General features: G+C 71.1%; 23 protein-coding genes, 5 tRNA genes and 1 pseudogene. 23 read left to right on the top strand and 6 right to left on the bottom strand.

The features are described 5' to 3' along the window. Positions 1-9 precede the first annotated feature (9 nt). Positions 10-3,810, bottom strand: coding sequence for a nitrate- and nitrite sensing domain-containing protein (locus tag ACFYW3_RS20895; RefSeq protein WP_389386960.1), 3,801 nt, complete (start codon positions 3,808-3,810; stop codon positions 10-12). A 578-nt stretch (positions 3,811-4,388) separates the two neighbouring features. Between ACFYW3_RS20895 and ACFYW3_RS20890 the strand changes: the two genes are divergently transcribed. The 9 genes from ACFYW3_RS20890 (at position 4,389) to ACFYW3_RS20850 (ending at position 8,352) form a co-directional block, all read left to right on the top strand. Continuing rightward, positions 4,389-4,571 (top strand): hypothetical protein, encoded by a 183-nt coding sequence (locus tag ACFYW3_RS20890; protein ID WP_053675056.1) that lies wholly within the window; start codon positions 4,389-4,391, stop codon positions 4,569-4,571. Positions 4,572-4,679: 108 nt separating this feature from the next. Beyond that, a complete protein-coding gene (locus ACFYW3_RS20885) occupies positions 4,680-5,486 on the top strand; it encodes a fumarylacetoacetate hydrolase family protein (RefSeq protein ID WP_351750477.1) in 807 nt (268 codons plus the stop codon). Next, on the top strand, positions 5,479-6,954 hold the full coding sequence (gltX, locus tag ACFYW3_RS20880; protein WP_351750475.1) for a glutamate--tRNA ligase: 1,476 nt from the start codon (positions 5,479-5,481) through the stop codon (positions 6,952-6,954). The genes ACFYW3_RS20885 and gltX overlap by 8 nt, the downstream gene beginning before the upstream one ends. Positions 6,955-7,041: 87 nt before the next feature. Continuing rightward, positions 7,042-7,770: an HAD family hydrolase gene (locus ACFYW3_RS20875; protein ID WP_351750474.1), complete on the top strand. Its 729-nt coding sequence runs from the start codon at positions 7,042-7,044 to the stop codon at positions 7,768-7,770. 86 nt (positions 7,771-7,856) lie between these two features. Continuing rightward, a tRNA-Gln gene (locus ACFYW3_RS20870) sits at positions 7,857-7,928 on the top strand. A 26-nt stretch (positions 7,929-7,954) separates the two neighbouring features. Beyond that, a tRNA-Glu gene (locus ACFYW3_RS20865) sits at positions 7,955-8,027 on the top strand. Between the two features lie 61 nt (positions 8,028-8,088). Next, positions 8,089-8,161: transfer RNA gene (locus tag ACFYW3_RS20860), tRNA-Glu, on the top strand. A gap of 24 nt (positions 8,162-8,185) precedes the next feature. Continuing rightward, positions 8,186-8,257: transfer RNA gene (locus ACFYW3_RS20855), tRNA-Gln, on the top strand. Positions 8,258-8,279: 22 nt separating this feature from the next. Further along, a tRNA-Glu gene (locus ACFYW3_RS20850) sits at positions 8,280-8,352 on the top strand. Between the two features lie 196 nt (positions 8,353-8,548). On the opposite strand, the gene ndgR is transcribed toward ACFYW3_RS20850, so the two are convergent. Beyond that, positions 8,549-9,265 (bottom strand): IclR family transcriptional regulator NdgR, encoded by a 717-nt coding sequence (gene ndgR, locus ACFYW3_RS20845; RefSeq protein ID WP_053675064.1) that lies wholly within the window; start codon positions 9,263-9,265, stop codon positions 8,549-8,551. A 184-nt stretch (positions 9,266-9,449) separates the two neighbouring features. Between ndgR and leuC the strand changes: the two genes are divergently transcribed. From leuC to ACFYW3_RS20825, 4 genes are all read left to right on the top strand, one after another. Next, positions 9,450-10,874 (top strand): 3-isopropylmalate dehydratase large subunit, encoded by a 1,425-nt coding sequence (leuC, locus tag ACFYW3_RS20840; RefSeq protein WP_351750472.1) that lies wholly within the window; start codon positions 9,450-9,452, stop codon positions 10,872-10,874. A gap of 3 nt (positions 10,875-10,877) precedes the next feature. Then, positions 10,878-11,471, top strand: a complete 594-nt coding sequence (gene leuD, locus ACFYW3_RS20835) for a 3-isopropylmalate dehydratase small subunit (RefSeq protein WP_053675068.1) — start codon at positions 10,878-10,880, stop codon at positions 11,469-11,471. Between the two features lie 137 nt (positions 11,472-11,608). Then, positions 11,609-11,836 carry a hypothetical protein gene (locus ACFYW3_RS20830; RefSeq protein WP_351750471.1) on the top strand — a complete coding sequence of 76 codons (228 nt, stop codon included), beginning with the start codon at positions 11,609-11,611 and terminating at the stop codon, positions 11,834-11,836. Between the two features lie 144 nt (positions 11,837-11,980). Further along, positions 11,981-12,667: an HU family DNA-binding protein gene (locus tag ACFYW3_RS20825; protein WP_351380822.1), complete on the top strand. Its 687-nt coding sequence runs from the start codon at positions 11,981-11,983 to the stop codon at positions 12,665-12,667. Between the two features lie 320 nt (positions 12,668-12,987). Here ACFYW3_RS20825 and cofC read toward each other — a convergent pair. Beyond that, positions 12,988-13,587, bottom strand: a pseudogene (gene cofC / locus ACFYW3_RS20820) (2-phospho-L-lactate guanylyltransferase); the annotation flags it as partial. Positions 13,588-13,828: 241 nt separating this feature from the next. Between cofC and ACFYW3_RS20815 the strand changes: the two are divergent. Genes ACFYW3_RS20815 through ACFYW3_RS20805 form a run of 3 tightly spaced genes read left to right on the top strand, consistent with a single transcriptional unit; the run spans position 13,829 to position 16,785 of the window. Beyond that, on the top strand, positions 13,829-14,581 hold the full coding sequence (locus ACFYW3_RS20815; RefSeq protein WP_267800191.1) for a 1-acyl-sn-glycerol-3-phosphate acyltransferase: 753 nt from the start codon (positions 13,829-13,831) through the stop codon (positions 14,579-14,581). Beyond that, on the top strand, positions 14,578-15,588 hold the full coding sequence (locus tag ACFYW3_RS20810) for an NAD(P)H-dependent glycerol-3-phosphate dehydrogenase (RefSeq protein WP_053675076.1): 1,011 nt from the start codon (positions 14,578-14,580) through the stop codon (positions 15,586-15,588). Before ACFYW3_RS20815 ends, ACFYW3_RS20810 begins: the two co-directional genes overlap by 4 nt. Before the next feature lie 39 nt (positions 15,589-15,627). Then, entirely contained in the window at positions 15,628-16,785 is a 1,158-nt protein-coding gene (locus ACFYW3_RS20805) for a D-alanine--D-alanine ligase family protein (RefSeq protein WP_389386959.1), read from the top strand. 106 nt (positions 16,786-16,891) lie between these two features. Here the strand turns inward: ACFYW3_RS20805 and ACFYW3_RS20800 are convergent, their stop codons facing one another. Further along, complete coding sequence (locus tag ACFYW3_RS20800; RefSeq protein ID WP_351750469.1) at positions 16,892-17,392, bottom strand: DUF3515 domain-containing protein; 501 nt, start codon at positions 17,390-17,392, stop codon at positions 16,892-16,894. A 23-nt stretch (positions 17,393-17,415) separates the two neighbouring features. Beyond that, on the bottom strand, positions 17,416-17,649 hold the full coding sequence (locus ACFYW3_RS20795; RefSeq protein ID WP_030011290.1) for an Lrp/AsnC family transcriptional regulator: 234 nt from the start codon (positions 17,647-17,649) through the stop codon (positions 17,416-17,418). Positions 17,650-17,894: 245 nt separating this feature from the next. Between ACFYW3_RS20795 and ACFYW3_RS20790 the strand changes: the two genes are divergently transcribed. Both ACFYW3_RS20790 and thiD read left to right on the top strand, forming a co-directional pair. Further along, a complete protein-coding gene (locus ACFYW3_RS20790; protein ID WP_053675082.1) occupies positions 17,895-18,878 on the top strand; it encodes a thiamine-phosphate kinase in 984 nt (327 codons plus the stop codon). After that, positions 18,875-19,675: a bifunctional hydroxymethylpyrimidine kinase/phosphomethylpyrimidine kinase gene (gene thiD, locus ACFYW3_RS20785; protein WP_351750467.1), complete on the top strand. Its 801-nt coding sequence runs from the start codon at positions 18,875-18,877 to the stop codon at positions 19,673-19,675. Before ACFYW3_RS20790 ends, thiD begins: the two co-directional genes overlap by 4 nt. A 170-nt stretch (positions 19,676-19,845) precedes the next feature. Here the strand turns inward: thiD and rpmB are convergent, their stop codons facing one another. Then, entirely contained in the window at positions 19,846-20,031 is a 186-nt protein-coding gene (gene rpmB, locus ACFYW3_RS20780) for a 50S ribosomal protein L28 (protein WP_007266795.1), read from the bottom strand. 241 nt (positions 20,032-20,272) lie between these two features. Here rpmB and ACFYW3_RS20775 point away from each other — a divergent pair, with 241 nt between their 5' ends. The 5 genes from ACFYW3_RS20775 (at position 20,273) to ACFYW3_RS20755 (ending at position 26,544) form a co-directional block, all read left to right on the top strand. Beyond that, on the top strand, positions 20,273-21,946 hold the full coding sequence (locus ACFYW3_RS20775; protein WP_351750466.1) for a DAK2 domain-containing protein: 1,674 nt from the start codon (positions 20,273-20,275) through the stop codon (positions 21,944-21,946). Positions 21,947-21,983: 37 nt separating this feature from the next. Next, positions 21,984-24,194 (top strand): ATP-dependent DNA helicase RecG, encoded by a 2,211-nt coding sequence (gene recG / locus ACFYW3_RS20770; RefSeq protein WP_351750464.1) that lies wholly within the window; start codon positions 21,984-21,986, stop codon positions 24,192-24,194. A gap of 61 nt (positions 24,195-24,255) precedes the next feature. Next, a complete protein-coding gene (gene rsmD, locus ACFYW3_RS20765) occupies positions 24,256-24,834 on the top strand; it encodes a 16S rRNA (guanine(966)-N(2))-methyltransferase RsmD (RefSeq protein WP_351750462.1) in 579 nt (192 codons plus the stop codon). A 29-nt stretch (positions 24,835-24,863) separates the two neighbouring features. Continuing rightward, the gene (gene coaD / locus ACFYW3_RS20760; protein ID WP_199826417.1) at positions 24,864-25,343 is read left to right on the top strand and encodes a pantetheine-phosphate adenylyltransferase; all 480 of its coding nucleotides are present in this window, start codon (positions 24,864-24,866) and stop codon (positions 25,341-25,343) included. Between the two features lie 103 nt (positions 25,344-25,446). Beyond that, positions 25,447-26,544, top strand: coding sequence for an ATP synthase F0 subunit B (locus ACFYW3_RS20755; protein ID WP_351750461.1), 1,098 nt, complete (start codon positions 25,447-25,449; stop codon positions 26,542-26,544). The last annotated feature ends 47 nt before the right edge of the window (positions 26,545-26,591 follow it).

Genomic DNA, 26,591 nt, shown 5'->3' with positions numbered 1-26,591 from the left:
CGAACTCAACTATCGCTCCTGCTGGTAAGTGGGGTCGACGTGGTAACTGCCGGTCGCGGGGCCGGTGGTGCCGGCCTGACGCCCCTGCTGGATACCGCGGCGGAGGTTGGTGAGACGGCCTCGGACATCGTCCGGGGCACGCGATACCTGCGGGCCTGCCTGTGCTTCGGCCTGCTGCTGCGCCGTGCCGGCCACGAGGTTCGCTCGCGGTACGCGACGGGGCAGCCCCGAGGTGGTGATGCCGCCCGCGGCGGGCTGGCGCACGCGCTCGGCCTGTCGCATCAGCTCGTCGTTCGGCGACGAACGCCAGCTGACGGTCGGCATGGCGCCGGTCGCGGCGGCGTCGGCCGCCGGCTCCTGGCCCCGCTGCGGCAGCTGGGGCTGCGTGCGCTGCGGAGCCGGCGCGGACGAGGCGCTCTGCTGCGGCTGCCGGGGTACGGCCGGTCCCTGCTCGGCGGGCTGCTCGCCCTCCTGACGGAACCAGTTCGACTCCAGCGTGTCGAAGATCGGGCTGCGGCCCTCACCCTGGTTCCGGGCCGGCGGCAGGGCCTCCGGCTGCGGAGCCTGCGGCAGGCTCGGCGCCTCCGGACGCGGAGCGGGTACCGGCGAGGGGGCGGCCGGGTAACCGGCGTCCTGCTGCGGGGCCTGGTGCCGGCGGCTGTAGCCGCCCACCCCGGGGCCGCCGCCGCGCGGCGCCTGGAAGTCCGGGCGGTCGAACTGGCCCGTGGTCGAGGCCGGACCGGCGAGGTCGGCGGGCCCGCGCGGCTCCGGACGCTCGAACTGCCCGGTGGTGGAGGGGTCCAGGGGACCGCGCACGTCGGGACGCTCGAACTGGCCGGTGGTGCTGTTGGCGGGGTTGGCGCCGGTGGCCTGCGGGAGGGGGGCGTTGTAGTCCGGGCGGGCGAACTCGGCCGTCGCGCCGGGGCCCGAGAGCTCGTCGTGACCGCGCGGGACGTCCTGGCCACCCTGACCGGCACCCCAACTGGTGCCCTGCGGGATCCCGGTGGGAGACGTGCCGGCGCCGGCGCCCGGGAGCTCCGGACGCGGCGCGCCCCCGCGCGGCGGCAACTGCGGCCGCTTGCGCTGGGCCGGCGCCGGGGCGGCGGACTGTTGGCGCTCCTGCTGCTGCGGAGCCTGCTGGGGCTGCGGCGGCTGCGGACGCTCGAACCCGTTGCCCTGCGGGAAGGCGGAGGGGGTCTGACCCGGACGACCCTGAAGGCCACCGGTCGTGGCGCCGGGCGTACGCCCGGGCAGCGGGGCGGGGCCGCCGAAGGCACCGGCCTGGCCGTTCGGCGCGCCGGGGCCGGCCTGCGGACGGGCCGACGGCCCGCCCTGCTGCGGACGGGTACCGGGGCCGCCCTGCGGCGCCTGACCCGGACCCTGCGCACGCTGTTGCTGGGGACCCTGACCGGCGGAGCCGTCACGCCCCGGCAGGGCGGGACGCTGCCCGCTGCCGGAGACCTGGCCGCGCTGCTGGCCGGCGCCCACCGGGGGACGGGCGTTCCCACCGGGAACGGAACCCTGGCCGCCGGGGCCGCCCTGCGGACCACCCTGGGCGCCGGAGCCCCCGGGGCCGCCCTGACCGGGCATCGGGGTCGGCTTCTTGCCGCCCTGGGCGACGTCGACCGGCAGCATGACGAGGGCCGTCGTACCACCCGAGTCGGAGGGACGCAGCTGGATGCGGATGCCGTGTCGCAGGGACAGGCGGCCGACCACGAACAGACCCATGCGGCGGGAGACGGAGACGTCCACGGTCGGCGGCGACGCGAGCCGCTCGTTGATCGCGGCGAGGTCCTCGGGGGAGAGGCCGATGCCGGTGTCGTGGATCTCGACCAGCACCCGGCCGTCGGGCAGCGCGTGACCGGTGACCTTGACCTTCGTCTGCGGGGAGGAGAACGACGTGGCGTTCTCCAGCAGCTCGGCGAGGAGGTGCACGAGGTCGTTGACGACGCGGCCCGCGACGTCGGTGCCGGGCACCGACGAGAGTTCGATGCGCTCGTACTGCTCCACCTCGGACGCCGCGGCGCGGAGCACGTCGACGAGCGGGACGGGGCGGGTCCACCGACGGCCCGGCTCCTCGCCCGCGAGGACGAGGAGGTTTTCGCCGTTACGGCGCATGCGGGTCGCGAGGTGGTCGAGCTTGAAGAGCGAGGAGAGCTGGTCCGGGTCGGCCTCGCGGGACTCCAGCTCGGAGATGAGCGAGAGCTGACGCTGGATGAGGCCCTGCGAGCGGCGCGAGAGGTTGGTGAACATCGCGTTGACGTTGCCCCGGAGGAGGGCCTGCTCGGCGGCGAGGCGGACGGCCTCGCGGTGCACGTCGTCGAAGGCCGCGGCCACCTGGCCGATCTCGTCGCGGGTGTGCAGACCGACCGACTCCACGGACGTGTCCACGTCCTGCGGGTCGGACTCGGAGAGCTGCTTGACGAGCTCGGGCAGTCGGTCCTGGGCGACCCTGGTGGCGGTGTCCTGCAGACGCCGCAGCGACCGGATCATGGACCGGGCCATGACGAAGGCGCCGACGAGGGAGACACCGAGGACGAGGAGGATCAGGGCACCGTTGATGATGGCGTCCTGCTGCGACTCGTTCCTGAGCTCGCGGGCCTTCTGCTCCATGTCCTCCAGGAGCGACAGCTCGATGGTCTTCATGGCCTGGAGCTTGATGCCGTCGGTGTCGTACCAGTCCATCCAGGACCGGAACTGCTGCTCCTTGGCGAACTGCCCCTCGGCGGACAGCACACGGCGGGTGTAGTGGTCCGCCTTGCTGATCTCCGAGTTGCCGTCGCCGAGGGACGCGGTGAGATCCTCGGACCGGCCCTGGTAGACGAGTTCGAAGGTCTTCTTCGACTGGCTCTCGCCGCGGAGCGCGGAGAGCGCGTACAGGCGGTCGTTCTCCTTGAGCGTGCCGGTCGTGGCCCCGCTCTCGGGGAGCGACGCGGCGATGATCGCGCGCTGGATCGAGGCGTACTCCTTGGCCGAGGAGAAGGAGGCCAGGGCGCGCGTGCGCTTGATCATCTCGGGGTTGGACGTGGCCTGGGCCATGTCCTGCGAGAGGGACAGGAGCGAGACGATCAGCGCGTTGTACTCGGTGACGGTCTGCTGGGCGCCGTTGTCGTACGCCTTCTTGCGGATGTCCTCGATGCCGGTGAGCTGGCGGCCGATCTGCAGGATGTTGTTGCGGATCGACTTGAGGGTCTCGTCCTTGTCCTCCGTGAGGCTGACCTTGTCGGTCGCCGCGGCGAAGGCCTCGGCGGCGGCGTCGGTCTGGTCACGGACACCCTGGACGAGCGAGTTGGGCTTGGCGGTGCCGACCTTGGCGGGGTCCTTGGCGGCGACCGACAGCGGACCCGCCGACTTGTCCCGCTCCTCCTGGAGCATGGCGGCCAGGTTGGTGGCCTGCCGGGTCATGGTCGTCAGCAGCTGCATGTGGTCGAGCTGCGCGATGTCGTTCAGCGAGTCGTTGATGCGGAAGCCACCGAGCGTGGTGGCGGCGACGACCGGCAGGGTCAGCAGCGACACGAGTCGCGTGCTGATGCGCCAGTTCTGCATGGCGAGGCGGGAAACGGACCCCGTGGGGGTCTTCGGTATCGCCACGTCCTGCCCGGCGGCGGACTCGCTCTTGCCCTTCGCCTTGGCCAAGCCCTTGGGCTTCGCACGACCCTTCGCCTTCACCGTGGCGGAGGCGTCGGAGCTCGCACCCTCGACAGCCGGCCCGCGGTTCTGGGCGTGCTGGGGCGAGGAGCCACGGTCGGTCCCGCCGCGCGGCTCCTGCTCCGCCGCAGCGCTGCCATCCCTCTTGAATCGTCCCTGCACTAGCGTCGCAACCTCTGGACCAGGCGTCCCGCCGGGTGACCGGTGGGACGGTGTCGAGTCGTGGGGCACAGACGGCCCCATGGTGGTCGTCGGTGACCGGCGCGTCTCCCTCTCCTTGCCGCCGCGCTCGGCGCTGAGTCGCGCCACCTGCGCGCCGGCTGATTCCCGCGGCGGTCCCGCGAATTCCAGCACAGTGGAGGATCTCCAACAAGGTGCGCGCGTCGGGTCGGCGAGCCGGTCACGGCACGTGAGGGGAGCGCTACTCCATGTGGTACCGGTACCGGGAAAAACCGGACTTACGCCGACCAAACACCGTGGCCGGCAAGGTGTCCCAGTCCTCATGATCAGGAGCGGAATGCCGCATTCAGTGGCGCAATGTCCGTTTCGCGAAGTGGAATTGACTGCCCGTTATGCCCGTAATGCCGGGTCATGGGTGAGCAAACTCACATAGCTGTGGCCATTACTTCCCGGTTCAGCCGGGGATTCAGATGTTTAGCCTTTCCCTTTGCAGGGTTGGCGCCAGGGTTGGCGCATCCGACAACCATCACCCGACGAGCGAGCCGAGGCCCCGAACTCCGATGAAGACGACGATGCTGATCCGCAACATAGCCAACCCCCGCCGCACCACCCTCGCGCACCTCAAGGACGCCGAGGAGCTCCAGGTGCCGCCGGTCGCGGAGCACGCCGTCGAGCTTCCGGCCCAGACCGCGAACCCGCGGCGCACGATCCTGATGGACGCGCCGGTCGCCGCCGCGCAGTAGTCGCCGCGCGGTGGTCGTGGACAAGGAAGCGGAGCCCCGCTGCCTGCCGCGTTAGCCTGGAGTCCGCAGACTCCAGCAGGCCGGCAGACAGAGGGGCAGACGCAGCACGTGCGCATCGCCAGGTTCTCGATCGATGGAAACGTCGCGTTCGGCGCGGTCGAGGGCAGCACCGCCCCCGGCGACGAAGCGACGCTCGTCCTCGACATCATCAAGGGCATCCCGTTCGCGGACTTCGAGCTCTCCGGGGTCAAGGTCCCGCTCGCCAAGGTCCGCTTGCTGCCGCCCGTGCTCCCCAACAAGGTCGTGGCCATCGGCCGCAACTACGCGGAGCACGCGGCGGAGCTCGGCCACTCCCTCGTGGACGCCGACGGCCGCCCGGAAGCCCCCATCACCTTCTTCAAGCCCTCCACCTCGGTGGTCGGCTCGGGGGACCCCATCACGTACCCCTCCTTCTCCGAGGAACTCCACCACGAGGCCGAGCTCGCCGTGGTGATCGGCCGCATGTGCCGCGAGGTCCCCAAGGAGCGCGTCAAGGACGTGATCCTCGGCTACACCTGCGCCAACGACGTCACCGCGCGCGACGTCCAACGGCGCGAGAAGCAGTGGGCCCGGGCCAAGGGCTTCGACAGCTCCTGCCCGCTCGGCCCCTGGATCGAGACCGATCTGGACCCGACCGACCTGACCATCCAGTGCACCGTGAACGGCGAACAACGCCAGCTCGGCCGCACCGGCGACATGATCCGCTCCATCGAGGACCTGGTCGTGCACATCACCGAGGCCATGACGCTGCTCCCGGGCGACGTCATCCTCACGGGGACCCCGGCCGGAGTCGGCCCCCTCAACGTCGGCGACGAGGTCGCCGTCACCATCGAAGGCATCGGCACTCTCACCAACAAGGTGATCAAGCGTGGCTAACGCGAACGTCCGCGTACGTTTCTGTCCCTCCCCGACCGGCAACCCCCACGTGGGCCTGGTCCGGACCGCTCTCTTCAACTGGGCGTTCGCCCGCCACCACGGCGGCACGTTCGTCTTCCGCATCGAGGACACCGACGCGGCCCGCGACTCCGAGGAGTCCTACGGCCAACTGCTCGACTCGCTGCGCTGGCTCGGCTTCACCTGGGACGAGGGCCCCGAGGTCGGCGGCCCGCACGCCCCGTACCGCCAGTCCCAGCGCATGGACATCTACGCGGACGTCGCGCGCAAGCTCCTGGACGGCGGCCACGCCTACCACTGCTACTGCACCACCGAGGAGCTCGACGCGCGCCGCGACGCCGCCCGCGCGGCCGGCAAGCCGTCCGGCTACGACGGCCACTGCCGCGAGCTGACCGCCGAGCAGGTGGCCGCGTACGAGGCCGAGGGCCGTACCTCGATCGTGCGCTTCCGGATGCCCGACGAGACGATCACCTTCACCGACCTGGTCCGCGGCGAGATCTCCGTCGCCCCCGAGAACGTGCCGGACTTCGGCATCGTCCGGGCCAACGGCGCCCCGCTGTACACCCTGGTCAACCCGGTCGACGACGCGTTGATGGAGATCACGCACGTGCTCCGCGGCGAGGACCTGCTGTCCTCCACCCCGCGCCAGATCGCGCTCTACCGGGCGCTGATCGAGCTGGGCGTCGCGCAGCGCGTCCCCGAGTTCGGCCACCTGCCGTACGTCATGGGCGAGGGCAACAAGAAGCTCTCCAAGCGCGACCCGGAGTCCTCGCTCAACCTGTACCGCGAGCGCGGCTTCCTCCCCGAGGGCCTGCTGAACTACCTCTCGCTCCTGGGCTGGTCCTTCTCCAAGGACCAGGACATCTTCTCGATCGAGGAGATGGTCGCGAAGTTCGACATCCCGGACGTCAACGCCAACCCGGCGCGCTTCGACCTCAAGAAGGCCGAGTCGATCAACGCCGACCACATCCGGCTGCTCGACCCGAAGGCCTTCGCGGCCGCCTGCGCCCCGTGGCTGGAGGCCCCGCACGCCAACTGGGCCCCCGAGGACTTCGACGCCGAGGCCTGGGAGCGCATCGCGCCGTACGCCCAGACCCGGGTGACCGTGCTGTCCGACATCACCGCCAACGTCGACTTCCTGTTCCGCAAGGAGCCGGTCGAGGACCAGGCGTCGTGGGACAAGGCGATGAAGGGCGAGCCCGCGGCCCTGCTGACGACCGCCCGCGCCAACCTGGAGACGGCCGACTGGAGCGACCCCGAGTCCCTCAAGCAGGCCGTGCTGACCGCCGGCGAGACCCACGGTCTCAAGCTCGGCAAGGCCCAGGCCCCGGTCCGTGTCGCCGTCACCGGCCGCACGGTGGGCCTGCCGCTCTTCGAGTCGCTGGAGATCCTGGGCAAGGAGCGTTCGCTGGCCCGCATCGACGCGACCCTGGCCCGGCTCACGGCCTAGACGGCCTGGGCACCACCCGTACGTCCCCCGGGGGCGGCAGCCGCGAAGGCCGCCGCCCCCGGGGCGTTTCGGCGTAGCCTCGGCCGTATGCCGATCAGTGCAGTGCTGTGGGACATCGACGACACCCTCTTCGACTACACCGGCGCGGACACGGCCGGTCTCGCGGCGCATCTCGCCGACGAGGGGCTGGAGGCGCGCCACGGCTCGCCGGCCGAGGCGCTCGCGCTGTGGCGCCGCCTCACCGAACGGCACTGGGACCGCTTCGCCGCGGGCCGGGTGACCTTCCGGGAGCAGCGCCGGGACCGGGTGCGGGACTTCCTGGAACGGCCCGACATGAGCGGGGCCGAGACCGACGACTGGTTCGACCGGTACGTCGCCCACTACCAGGCCGCCTGGACCCTGTTCCCCGACGCGGTGCCCGCGCTGGACGCCCTCGCCGACGGCTACCGGCACGGCGTGCTCTCCAACTCCTCGCTCGCCAACCAGGATCCCAAGCTGCGCCGGCTCGGCCTGCGCGAACGCTTCGAGGTACTGGTCTGCGCCGCCGAACTGGGCGTCAGCAAGCCCGCCGCGGAGGCCTTCCTGAAGGCCTGCGAGGCGCTCGGACTGCCGCCGGGCGAGGTCGCGTACGTGGGGGACCAGCCCGAGATCGACGCCCGCGGCGCCCGTGACGCGGGCCTCACGGCGGTGTGGCTCGACCGTCGCGGCGACGCGGGCGCGGGGCCCGAGGGCGTGCACAGGATCGACGGACTCGGGCGACTGCCCGCGCTGCTGGCTGCGGATACCCGTTTTGGAGCACGGTCAGGCATCCGGTAATGTTCTTTCTGCGCCGCCCGAGCGGGCCGAAAGGCCGGGACGGGGGCGCTAACCAAACGAAAGTCCCGCAAGGGCTTGAGTTTTGGTGGGCTATAGTGTAATTGGCAACACGAGGGTTTCTGGTTCCCTTATTCTAGGTTCGAGTCCTGGTAGCCCAGCGCAGTGCAGAAGTAACGCAGTGCTTGCCCCCGTTGTGTAGCGGCCTAGCACGCCGCCCTCTCAAGGCGGTAGCGCCGGTTCGAATCCGGTCGGGGGTACAGATCCTTCCCGCGAGATCTCCAGGGTCGCACCCGGATGTTTTGATGCAGGATCGCTAGGGCCCCCGTTGTGTAGCGGCCTAGCACGCCGCCCTCTCAAGGCGGTAGCGCCGGTTCGAATCCGGTCGGGGGTACTGTGTCTAGCTGGTCTAGACCTTTGGGCTATAGTGTAATTGGCAACACGAGAGTTTCTGGTTCTCTTATTCTAGGTTCGAGTCCTGGTAGCCCAGCGCATCACCGCAGTAACAGCTAGCCCCCGTTGTGTAGCGGCCTAGCACGCCGCCCTCTCAAGGCGGTAGCGCCGGTTCGAATCCGGTCGGGGGTACGCATCGAAGAGGCCCTCCGCGTTCATCGCGGAGGGCCTCTTTCGTATGTCCAGCGGTCGGATCGCGCAGCGGTACGGTCGCGGACCCGCCCGCGTACCCGCCTCATGAGTGCGGGCCCGGAGGCGCGTGTACAGGACGTGTGCGGCGTCGTACGCGCCCCCGGACCCGGGGGGAGTGGGGGAGTTCGGAAGAGGGTCAGCCGGTTCGGCGCAGGGCCTCCGACAGGCGGGCGGCCGCGTCGATGACGGCCTGGGCGTGCATCCGCCCCGGGTGCCGGGTCAGGCGCTCGATCGGCCCGGAGACCGACACCGACGCGACCACCCGGTTCGAGGGTCCGCGCACCGGCGCCGACACGGAGGCCACACCGGGCTCCCGCTCGCCGATCGACTGCGCCCAGCCGCGGCGCCGTACGCCCGAGAGCGCCGTCGCCGTGAAACGCGCGCCCTGCAGCCCGCGGTGGAGCCGCTCGGGCTCCTCCCAGGCCATCAGGATCTGCGCGGCCGAACCGGCCTTCATCGGGAGCGTGGAGCCCACCGGGACGGTGTCCCGCAGGCCCGACAGCCGCTCGGCCGCCGCCACACAGATGCGCATGTCGCCCTGACGCCGGTAGAGCTGCGCGCTCTCCCCGGTCACGTCACGGAGGTGGGTGAGCACCGGTCCGGCCGTCGCGAGCAGGCGGTCCTCGCCGGCCGCGGCGGCAAGCTCTGCCAACCGCGGACCGAGGATGAAACGTCCCTGCATGTCCCTCGCCACCATCCGGTGGTGTTCCAGTGCCACGGCAAGGCGATGTGCCGTGGGTCGTGCGAGCCCTGTCGCCGCGACCAGCCCGGCGAGGGTGGCCGGACCGGACTCCAGTGCGCTCAGTACCAGAGCTGCCTTGTCGAGAACGCCGACGCCGCTAGAGTTGTCCATGAAACGATATTCGCGTCTCACACTGTGAAACGCAAGTTCAATTTTTCCAAGAAACAGCGAGTCTGTATGTGCGGGTCCACGAACCACTGGGTCCGAGCCTCGGTCCGGCACGTGGGGTACGGACGATCAGGCGCACCGGATCTCTAATAAGCGCCGGCACGACCGGCCGGCCGGAGGGAAAGCGATGGGTAGGACACTCGCGGAGAAGGTCTGGGACGACCATGTCGTCCGGCGCGCGGAGGGCGAGCCCGATCTGCTCTTCATCGATCTGCACCTCCTGCACGAGGTGACCAGCCCGCAGGCGTTCGAGGGCCTGCGGCAGGCCGGCCGCAAGGTGCGCCGCCTCGACCTCACCATCGCGACCGAGGACCACAACACCCCCACCATCGACATCGACAAGCCGATCGCGGACCCGGTCTCCCGGGCCCAGCTGGAGACGCTGCGCAGGAACTGCGCCGAGTTCGGTGTGCGCCTGCACTCGCTGGGCGACGTCGAGCAGGGCGTCGTCCACGTCGTGGGACCGCAACTGGGCCTGACCCAGCCGGGCACCACCGTGGTCTGCGGCGACTCCCACACCTCCACCCACGGCGCCTTCGGCGCCCTGGCCTTCGGCATCGGCACCAGCCAGGTCGAGCACGTCCTCGCCACCCAGACGCTGCCGCTGGCCCGCCCGAAGACGATGGCGATCACCGTCACCGGCGCGCTGGCCGAGGGCGTCACCGCGAAGGACCTGATCCTGGCGATCATCGCCCGGATCGGCACCGGTGGCGGCCAGGGCTACATCCTGGAATATCGCGGCGAGGCCATCGAGAAGCTGTCGATGGAAGCCCGGATGACCATCTGCAACATGTCGATCGAGGCCGGCGCCCGCGCGGGAATGATCGCCCCGGACCGGACCACCTTCGACTACCTCCAGGGTCGCGACCACGCGCCCCGGGGCGAGGAGTGGGACGCGGCCGTCGCGTACTGGCAGACCCTGCGCACCGACGACGACGCGGTCTTCGACGCGGAGGTCGTCATCGACGGCACCGCGCTGTCCCCGTTCGTCACCTGGGGCACCAACCCGGGCCAGGGCGCGCCGCTCTCCGCGAACGTCCCCGACCCTGCTTCGTACGAGGACGCTTCGGAGCGGAACGCCGCCGAAAAGGCCCTGGAATACATGGGGTTGACCGCCGGACAGCCGCTGCGCGACATCAACGTCGACACCGTCTTCGTAGGTTCCTGCACCAACGGCCGCATCGAGGACCTGCGGGCCGTCGCAGGCATCATCGAGGGCCGCAAAGTCGCCGAGGGCGTACGGATGCTGGTCGTTCCGGGCTCGGTCCGGGTCGCCCTCCAGGCCGTCGAGGAGGGCCTGGACAAGGTCTTCAAGGAGGCCGGCGCCGAATGGCGGCACGCGGGCTGCTCGATGTGTCTGGGCATGAACCCCGACCAACTGGCGCCGGGTGAGCGCTCCGCGTCCACCTCCAACCGCAACTTCGAGGGCCGGCAGGGCAAGGGCGGACGCACCCACCTGGTCTCCCCGCAGGTGGCCGCGGCCACCGCCGTGCTGGGCCATCTGGCCTCGCCCGCCGACCTGTCCGCCGCCGACGCGACCGCCGGAGTCTGAACCATGGAAGCCTTCACCACCCACACCGGCCGGGCCGTCCCGCTGCGCCGCAGCAACGTCGACACCGACCAGATCATCCCGGCCCACTGGCTGAAGAAGATCACCCGCGACGGGTTCGAGGACGGGCTCTTCGAGGCCTGGCGCAAGGACCCGGAGTTCGTCACGAACCGCCCGGAGCGCGCCGGCGCGACCGTCCTGGTCGCCGGCCCCGACTTCGGCACCGGTTCCTCCCGCGAGCACGCCGTCTGGGCCCTGCAGAACTTCGGCTTCAAAACGGTCATCTCCTCCCGATTCGCCGACATCTTCCGCGGCAACTCGCTGAAGAACGGCCTGCTGACCGTGGTCCTGCCGCAGGAGACCGTCGAACGGCTCTGGAAGCTCACCGAGGCCGACCCCGACGCCGAGATCACGGTCGACCTGGTCGATCGCCAGGTCCGAGCGGAAGGCGTCGAGGCCGAGTTCGAACTCGACGACAACGCCCGCTGGAGGCTGCTGGAGGGGCTGGACGACATCTCGCTCACCCTTCAGAACGAAGCCGACATCGCCACGTACGAAAGCACCCGGCCGGGCCACAAGCCCCGCACGATTCGGGCCTGATTCCAGCCTGATCAGCGCTTATTCGCCTTCGGGTGATCACATCGACCACACTGTGCCCCTCGCCCTCCGGCGGGGGGCACAGCCGTGTGTTGAGGCCCCGTGAGGCGACAACTCGCCCCAGATGGCACAATCTGTGCATGGAACGCGACAGTCAACTTGAGCTCTACGAACTCGTCGCGGACCGATTGAAAGAAGCACACACAAGGGTGCGCTCACTGCAAGTCCCGGAGGGCGTAAGGATGGCGCTGTCCCGGAAGCTGTTGGTCGTCACGGCCGCGTCGAAGCACGATCTCGCCGATGCGGCAAGGCGCCTGGACAGGATGATGAAGGACCTCGACGAGGGTCGATTCCCTGAAGGCGACTGATGCGAAGGAACTCCGTAACGGCCTACAACGTTGCGGCACTAGGGTGATTAGCCCGTTTCGTGTTTGATTTGCGGTATATATCCGCCTAACGTGCGAAATAAGCTTGAACACATTCGTTCTGGCGAAGTCTCCGAAGGGGAAGACGTGAACAAGGCGCAGCTCGTAGAAGCGATTGCCGACAAGCTGGGCGGCCGTCAGCAGGCCGCGGACGCTGTCGACGCGGTACTGGACGCGATGGTCCGCGCCGTGGTCGCGGGCGACCGGGTCTCGGTCACGGGCTTCGGCTCGTTCGAGAAGGTCGACCGCCCCGCCCGTTACGCCCGCAACCCGCAGACGGGTGAGCGCGTCCGGGTCAAGAAGACCTCGGTTCCCCGATTCCGAGCCGGCCAGGGCTTCAAGGACCTGGTCAGCGGCACCAAGAAGCTCCCCAAGGGCGATGAGGTGGCCGTGAAGAAGGCCCCCAAGGGCAGCCTGTCCGGCGGCGCTTCCGCCACGGTCAAGAAGGCCGCGGCCAAGAGGGCGACCACCGCCAAGAAGGCCGCCGCGAAGACCACGGTCGCGAAGAAGGCGACCGCGAAGAAGACCACGGCCAAGAAGGCCACGGCGACCGTCAAGAAGACGGCCGCGAAGACCGCCGTCGCGAAGAAGGCCGCCACGGCCAAGAAGGCGACCACGGTCAAGAAGGCCACCCCGGCGGCCAAGAAGACCACCGCCACCGCCAAGAAGACCGCTCCGGCGGCCAAGAAGGCCACCGCGAAGACGACCGCGCCCGCCAAGAAGACGGCGACGCGCAAGGCCACCGCGAAGAAGACGACCGCCCGCAAGAAGTAGGGGCGTCGGTCACACACGCCGGGCCGGCTTCCCCCGCGGGGGGAAGCCGGCCCGCGGTGCTGTCCGGAGGGGAAACCCCCGTCGGGGACGGGTCGGGAGAGAAGGCGCGGACCTCAGAAGGTCTGGAGCGTGATCAGGGTGATCCGCAGGGTCCCGCCCTCGCCGTCCGTCTCGATGCGCACCCGCTGTCCGGGGCGCAGCAGCCGCAGGCCGCCCGCGTCGAAGGCCGGGGCCTCGAAGGACACCGGGGTGCCGTCGTCCAGCAGCACGCTGCCACTGCGGGTCTGGGAGTCGTACGTGTACGCGGTCGCCTGCATACCGGCACTGTATCGGGCGGTGTGGCGCCCCACACCGAGCGTGAGGGCCGTCCGCAGATCCGCCGCGGTGTCCACGTCCCGGCGCACGCTGTCGACGTCCGCCAGGGCGATTTCCACCGCCCCCGAGGCGAAATGGCGGGCCCGCGACGGGCCGCCGAACGAGGGTGCCAATTCCACGTCCGGAGCAGCCGAAAGCAACGTCGTCCCGATTCTCGCCGCATCCGCCAGGAATGCCCGGGGAAATTTCGAGGCGTCGTCGAGCACGCGTAGCAATTCGGGCGGTCGCAAGGCGGGCAGATCGGCGTTCATCGCGGCCACCGCCGCCCGGGGCCGCCGCCGGCGCACGGCGCGCTCCCCGTGGGCCAGGGCGGCGTTCAAGCCGGCGCCCGGGGCGTCCGACACGATCCGCGCGCCCAGCCGGGCCAGTTCCCGACCCGCCACGGAGTCGTCCGTGACGACCACCACATCCGCGACGGCCGCGCAGGCCAGCGCCCCCACCACGGTGTCCTGCGCGAAAGCCAGCGCCAGCCCCGGACGAGAGCCCCCGACGGCCGCCGCGAGGCGACTCTTGGCCAGCGCCAGCGGCTTCAACGGGACGACCAGACTCCAGACGGCGTTCGTGGCGGCCCCCTCCCCTCCGGTGCGCTCCCGCGCGCGCTCGAGCCATCGTCAGGTCATGGCCGGGTCATCAGTGGGCCCATTGTCGCCCCCACCCGGGCAGAGGGGAGGCAGGGCGGCGTGAGCGGGGCGTACGGTGTTCTCGACAGAGACCGGGCCTGGGGCCACACTTGTCCGGCCGACGAGGTGCCCAAGCCGCGCACCGGTCCTAGAGGAAGGTGTTCGAGTGTCCCGCCGCAGAATCGGCTTCTGGTACCGCCTGGCGGCGGTCATCGCGAAACCGCCGCTGGTAGTGCTCTTCAAGCGGGACTGGCGGGGAATGGAGCACATTCCGGCCGACGGGGGATTTATCACCGCCGTCAATCACAACTCGTATCTGGACCCGCTCTCGTACGCGCACTTCCAGTACAACACCGGCCGGGTGCCCCGATTGCTCGCGAAGGCCGGCCTCTTCAAGGTGCCTTTTGTCGGCATGATCCTCCGTGGTTCCGGTCAGATCCCCGTGTACCGGGAGACCACCAACGCCCTCGACGCATTCAGGGCGGCCGTGGCGGCCATCGAGAGCGGTGAATGCGTGGCCTTTTACCCGGAAGGCACCCTCACCCGCGATCCCGACATGTGGCCGATGGCCGGCAAGACCGGCGCCGCCCGCGTGGCACTGATCACCAAGGCCCCCGTCATTCCGGTGGCCCAATGGGGCGCGAATCTCGCGATGCCGCCCTACGCGAAGACCGACAAGCTCCGGCTGTTCCCGCGCAAGACCCTCCAGGTGCTCGCCGGACCGCCCGTCGACCTCTCCGCCTTCCACGGCCGGGAACCCACCCCGGACGTGCTCAAGGAGGTCACCGAGGTCATCATGGCGGCCATCACCGAGCTGCTGGAGGAGTTGCGGGGCGAAAGCGCGCCCGCGCAGCCGTACGACCATCGCCAAGCCAGGGCGCAGCAGCGGCGCAACGCCGCGGGGGAGGGCAAGAAGTGACAGGTCCCGTGAAGGCAACCGTGTTCGGAACCGGCTCATGGGGCACGGCCTTCGCCGTCGTGCTCGCCGACGCCGGCTGCGAGGTGACGATGTGGGGGCGCCGCCAGGAGCTGGTGGACGCCGTCAACACCGACCGGACCAACCCGGACTACTTCCCCGGAGTCGAACTCCCCGCCAACATCCGGGCCACCACCGACCCGGCCGAGGCGGCGCGCGGCGCCGACTTCACCGTTCTCGCCGTCCCGTCCCAGACCCTGCGCGGCAACCTCGCCGAGTGGGCGCCCCTGCTGGCCCCCGACACCGTGCTCGTCTCCTTGATGAAGGGCATCGAACTCGGCACCGCGAAGCGGATGAGCGAGGTCATCGAGGAGGTGGCCAAGGTCCCCGCCGAGCGCGTCGCCGTGGTCACCGGCCCCAACCTGGCCCGCGAGATCGTCGCCCGTCAACCCGCCGCGTCCGTGGTGGCCTGCGTGGACGACGCCGTGGCCCGGCGCCTCCAGGCCGCCTGCCACACCCCGTACTTCCGCCCGTACACGAGCACCGACGTCATCGGCTGTGAACTCGGCGGCGCCGTGAAGAACGTCATCGGCCTCGCCGTCGGCATCGCGGACGGCATGGGTCTCGGCGACAACACCAAGGGCTCGCTCATCACCCGCGGCCTCGCCGAAGCCACCCGCCTGGGCCTCGCGATGGGCGCCGACCCGCTCACCTTCTCCGGTCTCGCGGGTCTCGGCGACCTCGTCGCCACCTGTTCCTCGCCGCTCTCCCGGAACCACACCTTCGGCATCAACCTGGGCCGCGGGATGACCCTGGAGGAGACCATCGCGGTCACCCGGCAGACCGCGGAAGGGGTCAAGTCCTGCCAGTCCGTGGCGGATCTGGCACGTCGGTACGGAGTGGACATGCCGATCACCGACACGGTGGTCGACATCGTGCACCACGGGAAGCCCACGCTGGTCGCGCTCAAGGAACTCATGGGACGCAGCGCCAAACCGGAACGGCGCTGACTCCATTCCGGACGTCTGAGCGGGTACTCTCGTGGCGATATGAGCAGCGAGAACCTCCCCCAGACCCCTGAGCAGCAGGGCCGCAAGCCCCGCGTGGCCGTCGTGTTCGGCGGCCGCAGCTCGGAACACGCCATCTCGGTCGTCACGGCGGGCGCCGTGCTGCGGTCCATCGACCGGTCCAAGTACGAGGTGCTGCCCATCGGCATCACCACGGACGGCCGGTGGGCGCTGACCGCCGACGAGCCCTCCCGCATGGCCATCGCCGAGCGGGTGCTCCCGAGCGTCGAGGACCTGGCCGACTCCGCGGACGGCAGCGTCGTCCTCTCCGTCGACCCGGCCAAGCGCGAGATCGTCTACACCGAGCCGGGCGCCGTTCCCAAGGCCCTCGGCGAGGTGGACGTCGTCTTCCCCGTGCTGCACGGCCCGTACGGCGAGGACGGCACCCTCCAGGGCCTGCTGGAGCTCTCCGGCATCCCCTACGTCGGCTCGGGCGTCCTCGCCTCGGCCGTCGGCCAGGACAAGGACTACATGAAGCGGGTGTTCACGTCCTTCGGGCTGAACGTCGGCCCGTACGTGACCGTCCGCCCGCGCGAGTGGGAGGCCGACCGCTCCGCCGCCACCGCCAAGGTCCTGGACTTCGCCGCCGAACACGGCTGGCCGCTGTTCGTGAAGCCCGCCCGCGCGGGTTCCTCCATCGGCATCACCAAGGTGGACGACGCGTCCGGCCTGGACGCCGCCATCGAGGAGGCCCGCCGCCACGACCCGAAGATCATCGTGGAGGCGCTGCTGCGCGGCCGCGAGATCGAGTGCGGGGTCCTGGAGTTCGAGGACGGGCCGCGCGCGAGCGTCCCCGCCGAGATCCCGCCGGTCTCCAGCCACGACTTCTACGACTTCGAGGCGAAGTACATCGACTCCGCCTCCGGGATCGTTCCCGCGCCGCTCACCGACGAGCAGACCGCCGAGGTGCGCCGGCTCGCCGTCGAGGCGTTCGACGCCGCGTCCTGCGAGGGCCTGGTGCGTGCCGACTTCTTCCTCACGGAGGACGGCACCTTCGTCATCAACGAGATCAACACCATGCCGGGCTTCACGCCGATCTCCATGTACCCGCGCATGTGGCAGGAGTCGGGCATCGAGTACCCGGAGCTGGTGGACCGCCTGATCCAGGCAGCCCTGCGCCGCTCCACCGGGCTGCGCTAGCGCCGGCCCGACCGCACACACACGACGACCGCCCGCCGGGGATCCCCGGCGGGCGGTCATCGTGAGTGGGGGAGACCGCACGGCGGCCCCGGACGGTCCGGACGACTCAGTACGAGGAGATGCCCACGGGCACGGTCTTGGCGATGGCCGCGGAGAGATCGACCAGCATCCCCGCATCCGTGGCATGCTCCTTGTCGACCCGGACCTCCGTGTACGCCAGCCGCGCCCCGGTGGTGAACCGGAAACCGCCGTCCTCGTCGGCGGGAAGCTTCTCCAGCAACCAGCCGACTCCGTTGACCTCGACGCCGTCCTGCTTCGGATCCGACATCTTGGGCGGCTTGGGGATACCGCACCGCAGTACGATCGCCGAGCCGCCCCACGCGGCGGTCAGATCCGACTCGGGACGGGTGGTGGTCCGCGCCAGGCCGGCCACCTTCTCCGGGAGCTCCTCGTGCAGTGCCGCACAGAGCCCCGCGACATCGGCGGGCGGCGTGGGCGGCGGATCCACCCGGGCCTCGGCATCGCCGGAGGAACAGCCGGCGAGGGCCAGCAGGACCGCGCAGGCGGGAAGGGCCAGTAGACGCAGGGGCCGGTGGTGGAGGGACATCACCGGCCAAGAGTAGACGGGGGCTACAGATGGACCACCGGGCAGGTCAAGGTGCGGGTGATCCCCTCCACCTGCTGGACCTTGGCGACCACCATGCGGCCGAGATCGTCGACGGTGTCCGCCTGGGCGCGCACGATCACGTCGTACGGGCCCGTCACGTCCTCGGCCTGGATCACCCCCGGGATCTGGCCGATGGACTCGGCGACGAACGACGCCTTGCCCACCTCGGTCTGAATGAGGATGTACGCCTGTACCACGGAACCTCCAGGGCGGCCACGAGGATCATTTCCCCTAACCTTCGGGTGGGCCCGGGGACATCGGGTGGGCCCGAGGAAGAAGGGACGCCACGGTACCGCGTCGCCGAGCGTCACGGGGAGACCCGCGAGCCCGGCTCCACGCACGGCGAGGCGCACGGAGAGCAGAAGTTGACGTATCTGTTGACGGTACCCAGAGCTGTGACGGCTCGCGACCGCAAGCGGACTGGGCAAGAAGGGGCACAGCGATGAAGGGCACTGTGGGCGAGCTGGGGGAGTTCGGGCTCATTCGAGAGCTCACCTCACGGCTCACCACCACCCCGGCGGTCCGGCTCGGACCCGGCGACGACGCCGCGGTGGTGTCGGCCCCCGACCGGCGGGTCGTGGCGAGCACGGACATCCTGCTGGAAGGCCGGCACTTCCGGCGCGACTGGTCCACGGCCTACGACGTCGGCCGCAAGGCCGCCGCGCAGAACCTCGCCGACATCGCGGCGATGGGCGCGGTGCCGACCGCACTGCTCCTCGGCCTCGTCGTCCCGGCGGAACTGCCGGTCACCTGGCCCACCGAGCTGATGGACGGCATCCGCGACGAATGCCAGGTCGCGGGCGCGGCCGTGGTCGGCGGCGACGTCGTGCGGGGCGACACCATCACCGTGGCCATCACCGCCCTCGGGGACCTGCGCAACCACGAGCCCGTGCTGCGCTCCGGCGCCCAGCCCGGCGACGTGGTGGCCGTCACCGGCTGGCTGGGCTGGTCCGCGGCCGGGTTCGCGGTCCTCTCGCGCGGCTTCCGCTCCCCGCGGGCCTTCGTCGAGGCGCACCGGCGCCCGGAACCGCCGTACCACGCGGGCCCCGCCGCCGCCGGACTCGGCGCCACCGCCATGACCGACGTCAGCGACGGCCTGGTCGCGGACCTCGGGCACATCGCCGAGGCCAGCAAGGTACGCATCGACCTGCGCTCGGCGGCCGTCGACATCCCCAGCCAGATGCACGACATCGGCCAGGCCGTCGGCGTGGACCCGCTCCAGTGGGTGCTGACCGGGGGAGAGGACCACGCCATCGTGGCCACCTTCCCGCCCGACGTGAAACTGCCCGCCCGCTGGAAGGTCATCGGAGAGGTACAGAACCGCTCCGCCGCCCCCCAGGTGACCGTGGACGGCGCGCCCTGGACCAGCACCGGCGGCTGGGACCACTTCGGCGCCGACCCGGCCGCCGAGGAGCCCGCGCGATGAACCGTCCGCCGCTGTGCCTGACCGTCGCCGGATCGGACTCCGGCGGCGGCGCGGGCATCCAGGCCGACCTCAAGACGATGCTGGCGCTCGGCGTGCACGGAATGAGCGTGCTGACCGCCGTGACGGCCCAGAACTCGCTCGGCGTGCACGGGGCCTGGGAACTGCCCGCGGAGGCCGTCACGGCCCAGTACCGGGCCGTGGTGGACGACATCGGAGTCCAGGCCGTCAAGACCGGGATGCTGTCCTCCGCCTCACTCGTGGAGACGGTCGCCGAACTGCTGGCCGGGACCCCGGCCCCGGCGGTCGTGGACCCCGTCGGCGTCTCCAAGCACGGGGACGCGCTGCTCGCCGACTCGGCGCTGGACGCCGTACGCGAGGAACTCCTGCCGCGGGCCACCGTGGCCACCCCCAACCTCGACGAGGTGACCCGACTCACCGGCCTGGTGGTGGAGACGGAGGACGACATGCGGCGGGCGGCCGACGCGATCCTCGGTCACGGTCCCCGGTGGGCGCTGATCAAGGGCGGACACCTGCGGGCGCACGGCGACCAGGCCGTGGACCTGCTCACCGACGGCGCCGACGAGCGGTGGCTGCGCGCACCCCGGCACGACAACCGGCACACCCACGGCACGGGCTGCACCCTCGCGAGCGCGATCGCGGCGGGCCTCGCCAAGGGGCTCGACGTCCCCGAGGCCGTCACCGCGGCCAAGGAGTACGTCACCGGGGCCATCGCCGCCGGCTTCGCGCTCGGCGGCGGCATCGGCCCCGTGGACCACGCCTGGCGTTGGCGTGCCTGAACGCGCGAAGAGCTCCCGGGAAACCCGTCGAGGGTTCCCGGGAGCTCTCCGCGCTCGCTCGGGCCGTGCGCGGGCAGGCCCGCGCACGCTTCAGGCAAGGCAAAAGGCCGGTCCACCAGGTGGACCGGCCTTCTTGGCAACCGGAAAGGGCTGCGCTACGACGTGAGGCGTCAGCGCGAGACCTTGCCGGCCTTGATGCACGAGGTGCAGGCGTTGAGGCGCTTCGGCGTCCCATTGACCACGGCACGAACGCGCTGGATGTTCGGGTTCCAGCGACGCGAGGTGCGGCGGTGCGAGTGGGAGATGTTGTTGCCGAAGCTCGGCCCCTTGGCGCAAACGTCGCAGTTGGCAGCCACAGGTCACTCCAAAGACTTCAGATGCACTTACAGTGAATCCGGCGCACCGGAATCAGAGATCCGAAGTGGTTTGCCGGGGGAATGGCCCGACTCTCATCGGGCAACCGGAGCAGCATACAACGTCTGTGCCGGTCCAAGAAAACTACCATGGCGCCCGCCGACCACGCCCCGCGGTCCCGAGGCGCCGGCCACCCTTGGTTACCCTGCGGTGAACCCCGGCCCGCACAAGGAGGAACGCCCGGTGCCTTACGAGCCTCAGCCGCACACCCTCGACGCCGAAGCGGTGCGCACCTGGAGCTCGCTCGCCCTGGCCGCGCTGGGCCGGGCCCGCGAGGACATCGACGCGATCAACGTCTACCCCGTGGCCGACGCGGACACCGGCACCAACCTCTACCTGACCGCCGAATCGGCCGCCCGCGAGCTGGCGGCCGCCTTCGCGTCGGCCTCCCCCGACGTGACCGACACCACGCCGCCCGAGCCCGCTCCCGCCCCCCTGTCCCTGCCCGAGGCCGTACGGGCCTACGCGCACGGCGCCCTGACAGGCGCCCGGGGCAACTCCGGGACGATCCTCGCCCAACTCCTCCGAGGCGTGGCCGACGTGCTCGGCGCCGAACCCGAGGGACGCGACCCCGGCCCGCTCCTGGCGCGGGCGCTCACCCGGGCCGCCGAGGAGGCCTACCAGGCCGTCGCGCACCCCGTCGAGGGGACCATGCTCACCGTCGCCGCCGCCGCGGCCCGCGCCGGCCACGCGGCCGAGGCCGCCGCCGGCACCGCCGCCGACGTGGCCCGCGCCGCCTACGACGGAGCCCGCGCCGCCCTCGCCGAGACCCCGGGGCAACTCGCCGCGCTGGGCCGGGCCGGGGTGGTCGACGCCGGGGGGTGCGGACTGGTCGCCGTGCTCGGCGCCCTCTGGCAGGCGTTGTCGGGCCGGGAACCCGCCGCCGAACCGATCCGCGGCCGGGCCGTGCCCGTACCCCGACCGCCGGAGCCGTGCGCCGAGGAACACGGTGGGCCCGCGTACGAGGTGATCTACCTGCTGGAGGCCGGCGAGCCGGCCGTCGGGGAGCTGCGCGCCCGCCTCGACGGGCTCGGCGACTCCCTCGTGGTGGTCGGCGGCGACGGGCTCTGGAACGTCCACGTCCACGTCGACGACCCCGGCGCCGCCGTCGAGGCCGGCGTCGTCGCCGGACGCCCCTACCGGATCCGGATCACCCACTTCGGCGACGAACGACGCCGGGCCGGCGCCCCGCGCGCCCAGCGGGCCGCGGTCGCCGTCGTACCGGGCGAGGGACTGGCCGGACTGTGCGGGGAGGCGGGCGCGACCACCGTGCTCGCCCGCCCCGACGCGTCCCCGGCCCCCGCCGACCTGGTCGACGCCATCCGCCGGGCCCACGCCCGCGAGGTGGTGCTGCTGCCCAACGACTCCGAGTGGCGGGCCGCCGCCTCGGCCGCGGCGGATCAGGCCCGCGCCGACGGTGTGCGGGTCGCCGTGATCCCCACCCGCTCGGCGGTCCAGGGCCTGGCCGCACTCGCCGTGCACGACCCGGACGCCAGCTTCGACGAGGACGTCGTCGCCATGACCGCGGCGGCCGGAGCCACCCGGTACGGGGAACTCGCCGTCGCGGAACGGCAGTCCTTCACCTCCGCCGGCATCTGCCAGGCCGGGGACGTCCTCGGGCTCATCGACGGGGACGTGGCCGTCATCGGTCCCGGCCTGCCGGAGACCGCCGAGGCCGTCCTGGACCGCATGCTCGGCTCCGGCGGCGAACTCGTCACCCTGGTGCTCGGGGAGGACGTCCCGGACGCCCTCGCCGCCCGCCTGGAGGCCTACGTACAACACGGCCACCTGGCCGTCGACACGGTCACCTACCGCGGCGGACGGTACTCGGCGCCGCTCCTCATCGGGGTCGAATAGGGGTCGAAGGACCGGCTTGTCGGCGCCATGGTGTGCAATGGAACACGTGCCCGCGCTCGACGAAGACCTCAAGAAGACCCTCGGCCCCGCCACCGCCAAGGTGCTGGCCGAGCACCTCGGGCTGCACACGGCCCTGGACCTGCTGCACCACTACCCCCGGCGGTACGCCGAGCGCGGCGAGCTGACCTCCCTCGCGGACCTCGCCGACCAGCTCGACGAGCACGTCACGGTCGTCGCGCAGGTCGCCGACGCGCGACTGCTGACCTACCAGGGCGGTCGTGGCGGCGGGAAGCGCCTCGAAGTCACCATCACGGACGGCAGCGGCCGGCTCCAGTTGGTCTTCTTCGGCTCCGGCGTCCACAAGCCGCACAAGGACCTGCTGCCCGGCAGCCGCGCGATGTTCGCGGGCAAGGTCTCCCGGTTCAACCACAAACTCCAGCTCGCCCACCCCGCCTACGAGCCGCTCGGCAAGGACACGGACGACACCGGCGGCGCGGACGCCGCGGCCGCCTTCGCCGGCCGACTCATCCCGATCTACCCGGCGTGCAAGCAGATGGAGTCCTGGAAGATCGCCAAATGCGTGGACGCGGTGCTGCCCGGCGTAAGGGAGGCAGTGGACCCGCTCCCCGCCGCCCTGCGCGAGGGCCGCGGCCTGGTCCCGCTCACCGAGGCCCTGCTGAAGGTCCACCGCCCCACCACCAAGGCCGACGTGGAGGACGCCCGCCAACGCCTCAAATGGGACGAGGCGTTCGTCCTCCAGGTGGCCCTCGCCCGCCGCCGGCACGCCGACTCCCAACTCCCGGCCGTCCCGCGCCGGCCCCGCCCGGGCGGACTCCTCGACGCCTTCGACGCGAAGCTGCCCTTCACCCTCACCGAGGGCCAGCGGACCGTCTCCAAGGAGATCTTCGACGACCTCGCCACCGACCACCCCATGCACCGCCTGCTCCAGGGCGAGGTCGGCAGCGGCAAGACGATGGTCGCCCTTCGGGCCATGCTCGCCGTCGTCGACGCGGGCGGACAGGCCGCGATGCTCGCGCCCACCGAGGTACTCGCCCAACAGCACCACCGCTCCATCACCGAGATGATGGGCGAACTCGCCGAGGGCGGCCTGCTGGGCGGATCCGACGAGGGCACCAAGGTCTCGCTGCTCACCGGCTCGATGGGGGTGCCGGCCAGGCGCCGGGCGCTGCTGGACCTGGTGACCGGCGAGGCCGGCATCGTCATCGGCACCCACGCCCTGATCGAGGACAAGGTGCAGTTCCACGACCTCGGACTGGTCGTCGTCGACGAACAGCACCGCTTCGGCGTCGAACAGCGCGACGCGCTGCGCTCGAAGGGCAAACAGCCCCCGCACCTGCTGGTGATGACCGCGACCCCGATCCCGCGCACGGTCGCGATGACGGTCTTCGGCGACCTGGAGACCTCCGTACTGGACCAGCTGCCCGCCGGCCGCTCTCCCATCGCCACCCACGTGGTGCCCGCCAAGGACAAGCCGCACTTCCTCGCGCGCGCCTGGGAACGCGTGCGGGAGGAAGTCGAGAACGGGCACCAGGCCTACGTGGTCTGTCCGCGCATCGGCGACGGCGAGGACGAGCCCAAGAAGAAGAAGGCCGCCGAGGAGGACGGCGACAAGCGACCCCCGCTGGCCGTCCTGGAGATCGCCGACCAGCTCGCCCGGGGCCCGCTCGCCGGGCTGAGCGTCGAGGTGCTCCACGGACGGATGGACCCCGCGGACAAGGACGCCGTCATGCGCCGCTTCACCGCCGGCGAGGTCAAGGTGCTGGTCGCCACCACCGTCATCGAGGTCGGGGTGAACGTCCCCAACTCCACGGTCATGGTGATCATGGACGCGGACCGGTTCGGGGTGTCCCAACTCCACCAGTTGCGCGGCCGCGTCGGCCGCGGCTCCGCGCCCGGGCTGTGTCTGCTGGTCAGCGAGATGCACGAGGCGAGCCCCGCCCGCGCCCGGCTCGCGGCCGTCGCCGCCACCCTCGACGGCTTCGAACTCTCCCGGATCGACCTGGAGCAGCGGCGCGAGGGCGACGTGCTGGGGCAGGCCCAGTCGGGAGTCCGCTCCTCGCTGCGCATGCTCGCCGTCATCGAGGACGAGGAGGTCATCGCCCAGGCCCGCGAGGAGGCCACCCGCGTGGTCGCCGAGGACCCCGAGCTGGAGCACCTGCCCGGCCTGCGGACCGCCCTGGACGCGCTGCTGGACACCGAGCGCGAGCAGTACCTGGAGAAGGGCTGAGGACGACGACCTATCGTTGAACCGCTGAACGTTTCTCCGTCTCCCCACCGAAGGACCCCAGATGACCCGCGTGATCGCCGGCAGCGCCGGCGGGCGACGGCTGTCCGTGCCGCCCGGCACCGGCACCCGCCCGACCTCGGACCGGATGCGCGAAGGGCTCTTCTCCACCTGGGAGTCCCTGCACGGCGTCGAGGGCGCCCGCGTGCTCGACCTCTACGCGGGATCCGGCGCGGTGGGGCTGGAGGCCCTCTCCCGCGGCGCCGAACGGGCCCTGCTCGTCGAGCCCGACGCGAAGGCCGCCAAGGCGATCAAGGACAACATCACGTCGGTGGGCCTGCCCGGCGCCGAATTCCGGTCGGGCAAGGCCGAACAGATCGTGGCGGTCCCGCTCCACGAGGAGCCGTACGACATCGTCTTCCTGGACCCGCCGTACGTCGTGGACCACGAGGAACTCCAAGAGATCCTCCTCACACTCCGGTCCAATGGCTGGCTCACGGAGGACGCACTGGTCACCGTGGAACGCAGCACCAGGAGCGGTGCCTTCCCGTGGCCCGACGGCTTCGAACCGCTCCGGTCACGGAAGTACGGCGAAGGTACCCTCTGGTACGGTCGCGCCGCCTTCACCAGCGAAAACTCATGATGCCCGCATCGGGGAGCGAGGGAATTCAGTTGCGCCGCGCCGTCTGTCCGGGGTCGTTCGACCCCATCACCAACGGACACCTCGACATCATCGGCCGAGCCTCCCGGCTCTACGACGTGGTCCACGTCGCCGTGATGATCAACCAGTCCAAGCAGGGGTTGTTCACCGTCGAGGAGCGGATCGAACTGATCCGGGAGGCGACGGCCGACTACGGGAACGTGGAGGTCGAGTCCTTCCACGGACTGCTGGTCGACTTCTGCAAGCAGCGGGACATCCCGGCCATCGTCAAGGGCCTGCGCGCCGTCAGCGACTTCGACTACGAGCTGCAGATGGCCCAGATGAACATGGGACTGTCGGGCGTCGAAACGCTGTTCGTGCCGACCAACCCCACCTACAGCTTCCTGTCGTCCTCCCTGGTCAAGGAGGTCGCCACCTGGGGCGGCGACGTCGCCCACCTGCTGCCGGCGCACGTGCACGCGGCCCTGCTGGAGCGACTGCGCGACCGCTGACGGGTCGATGTCACCCCGGTCCAGCCCGGGCCCGCACCCCGGGGCCTTACAGTCGTCGGGTCCTACTCGGGAACCGCCCGAGGCCGAGAGAGTGCGAGCCCCCATGGACGTGCAGAAGAAGCTCGACGAGATCGTCGCGGCCGTCGGCGGCGCCCGGTCCATGCCCATGTCCTCCTCGTGCGTGATCAATCGCGCGGAGCTGCTCGCGCAGCTCGAAGAGGTGCGAGAGGCCCTGCCCGGGTCGCTCGCACAGGCGCGGGAGCTCATCGGCGGCCGGGAGCAGATGGTCGAGGAGGCCCGCCGGGAGGCGGACCGGATCATCGAGTCGGCGCACGCCCAACGTGGCTCCCTCATCTCCGACACGGAGGTCGCGCGCCGCTCGCAGGCCGAGGCGGACCGGATCCTCGCGGACGCCCGCCGGGAGGCGGAGGAGATCCGGGCGGAGGCGGACGACTACGTCGACAGCAAGCTCGCCAACTTCGAGGTCGTGCTGAGCAAGACCATCGGCTCGGTGGACCGCGGCCGGGAGAAGCTGCTGGGACGGGGTCCGGGCACGGGCGGCAGCGGATACGAGGACCCGACGGACCACGACGCCCCCGAGCCCAGCCCGGATCCGCAGATCCGGCGCGAGCAGGCCGACGCGTACGTGGACACCAAGCTGGCGACCTTCGAGGCGGTGCTGTCCAAGACCCTGGAGGCGGTCGGCCGCGGCCGCCAGAAGCTGCTGGGGCGCGCGCCCGTGGACGATCTCGGCGCGCACATGGCGGCCCAGGACGCGGCGGGCCTCCAGCAGGGCCGCTCGTCGAGCGACGCGGACTTCCTGGCCGGTCTGGCCGAGCCGGCGGCCCCGGTGATCCCCGCCCAGGTCCAGGCGCCCGCGCACCAGGAGCCCGTGTACGACGGCTACTCCTACCAGCAGCCGGCGGCCCACCAGCAGGACGCGTACGCCGCGTACCAGGATCCGTACGGCTACCAGCAGCAGCCCGACCCCTACGCCGCCTCCTACCAGCAGCAGCCGGACCCGTACGGGGCCTACCAGCAGCAGGTCCCGTACGACCAGGACCAGCAGCACCAGCAGCACCAGAGCGGGCAACAGCACGAACAGCAGGTTCCCCCGCAGCCCGCGCTCGACGAGACCAGCTTCTTCGACACGAGCATGATCGACCTGAACCAACTGCGGCAGTACGAGCAGGGACGCTAGAGGGGCCTCGGGTCGCTCTCGGGGCCGGATTGGGCTCAGAGCGGAGC

It is taken from the genome of Streptomyces sp. NPDC002602 (assembly GCF_042889445.1).
Classification (GTDB): domain Bacteria; phylum Actinomycetota; class Actinomycetes; order Streptomycetales; family Streptomycetaceae; genus Streptomyces.
This window is presented reverse-complemented; position numbering and strand designations above follow the sequence as displayed.

Bases quoted from the DNA above. Each gene is read 5' to 3' on its own strand.
- ACFYW3_RS20890 (WP_053675056.1), top strand. From the start codon at position 4,389: ATGAAGACGACGATGCTGATCCGCAACATAGCCAACCCCCGCCGCACC.
- ACFYW3_RS20875 (WP_351750474.1), top strand. From the start codon at position 7,042: ATGCCGATCAGTGCAGTGCTGTGGGACATCGACGACACCCTCTTCGAC.
- ndgR (WP_053675064.1), bottom strand. From the start codon at position 9,265: ATGGACAACTCTAGCGGCGTCGGCGTTCTCGACAAGGCAGCTCTGGTA.
- leuC (WP_351750472.1), top strand. From the start codon at position 9,450: ATGGGTAGGACACTCGCGGAGAAGGTCTGGGACGACCATGTCGTCCGG.
- leuD (WP_053675068.1), top strand. From the start codon at position 10,878: ATGGAAGCCTTCACCACCCACACCGGCCGGGCCGTCCCGCTGCGCCGC.
- ACFYW3_RS20830 (WP_351750471.1), top strand. From the start codon at position 11,609: ATGGAACGCGACAGTCAACTTGAGCTCTACGAACTCGTCGCGGACCGA.
- ACFYW3_RS20805 (WP_389386959.1), top strand. From the start codon at position 15,628: ATGAGCAGCGAGAACCTCCCCCAGACCCCTGAGCAGCAGGGCCGCAAG.
- ACFYW3_RS20800 (WP_351750469.1), bottom strand. From the start codon at position 17,392: ATGTCCCTCCACCACCGGCCCCTGCGTCTACTGGCCCTTCCCGCCTGC.
- ACFYW3_RS20790 (WP_053675082.1), top strand. From the start codon at position 17,895: ATGAAGGGCACTGTGGGCGAGCTGGGGGAGTTCGGGCTCATTCGAGAG.
- thiD (WP_351750467.1), top strand. From the start codon at position 18,875: ATGAACCGTCCGCCGCTGTGCCTGACCGTCGCCGGATCGGACTCCGGC.
- recG (WP_351750464.1), top strand. From the start codon at position 21,984: ATGGAACACGTGCCCGCGCTCGACGAAGACCTCAAGAAGACCCTCGGC.
- rsmD (WP_351750462.1), top strand. From the start codon at position 24,256: ATGACCCGCGTGATCGCCGGCAGCGCCGGCGGGCGACGGCTGTCCGTG.
- ACFYW3_RS20755 (WP_351750461.1), top strand. From the start codon at position 25,447: ATGGACGTGCAGAAGAAGCTCGACGAGATCGTCGCGGCCGTCGGCGGC.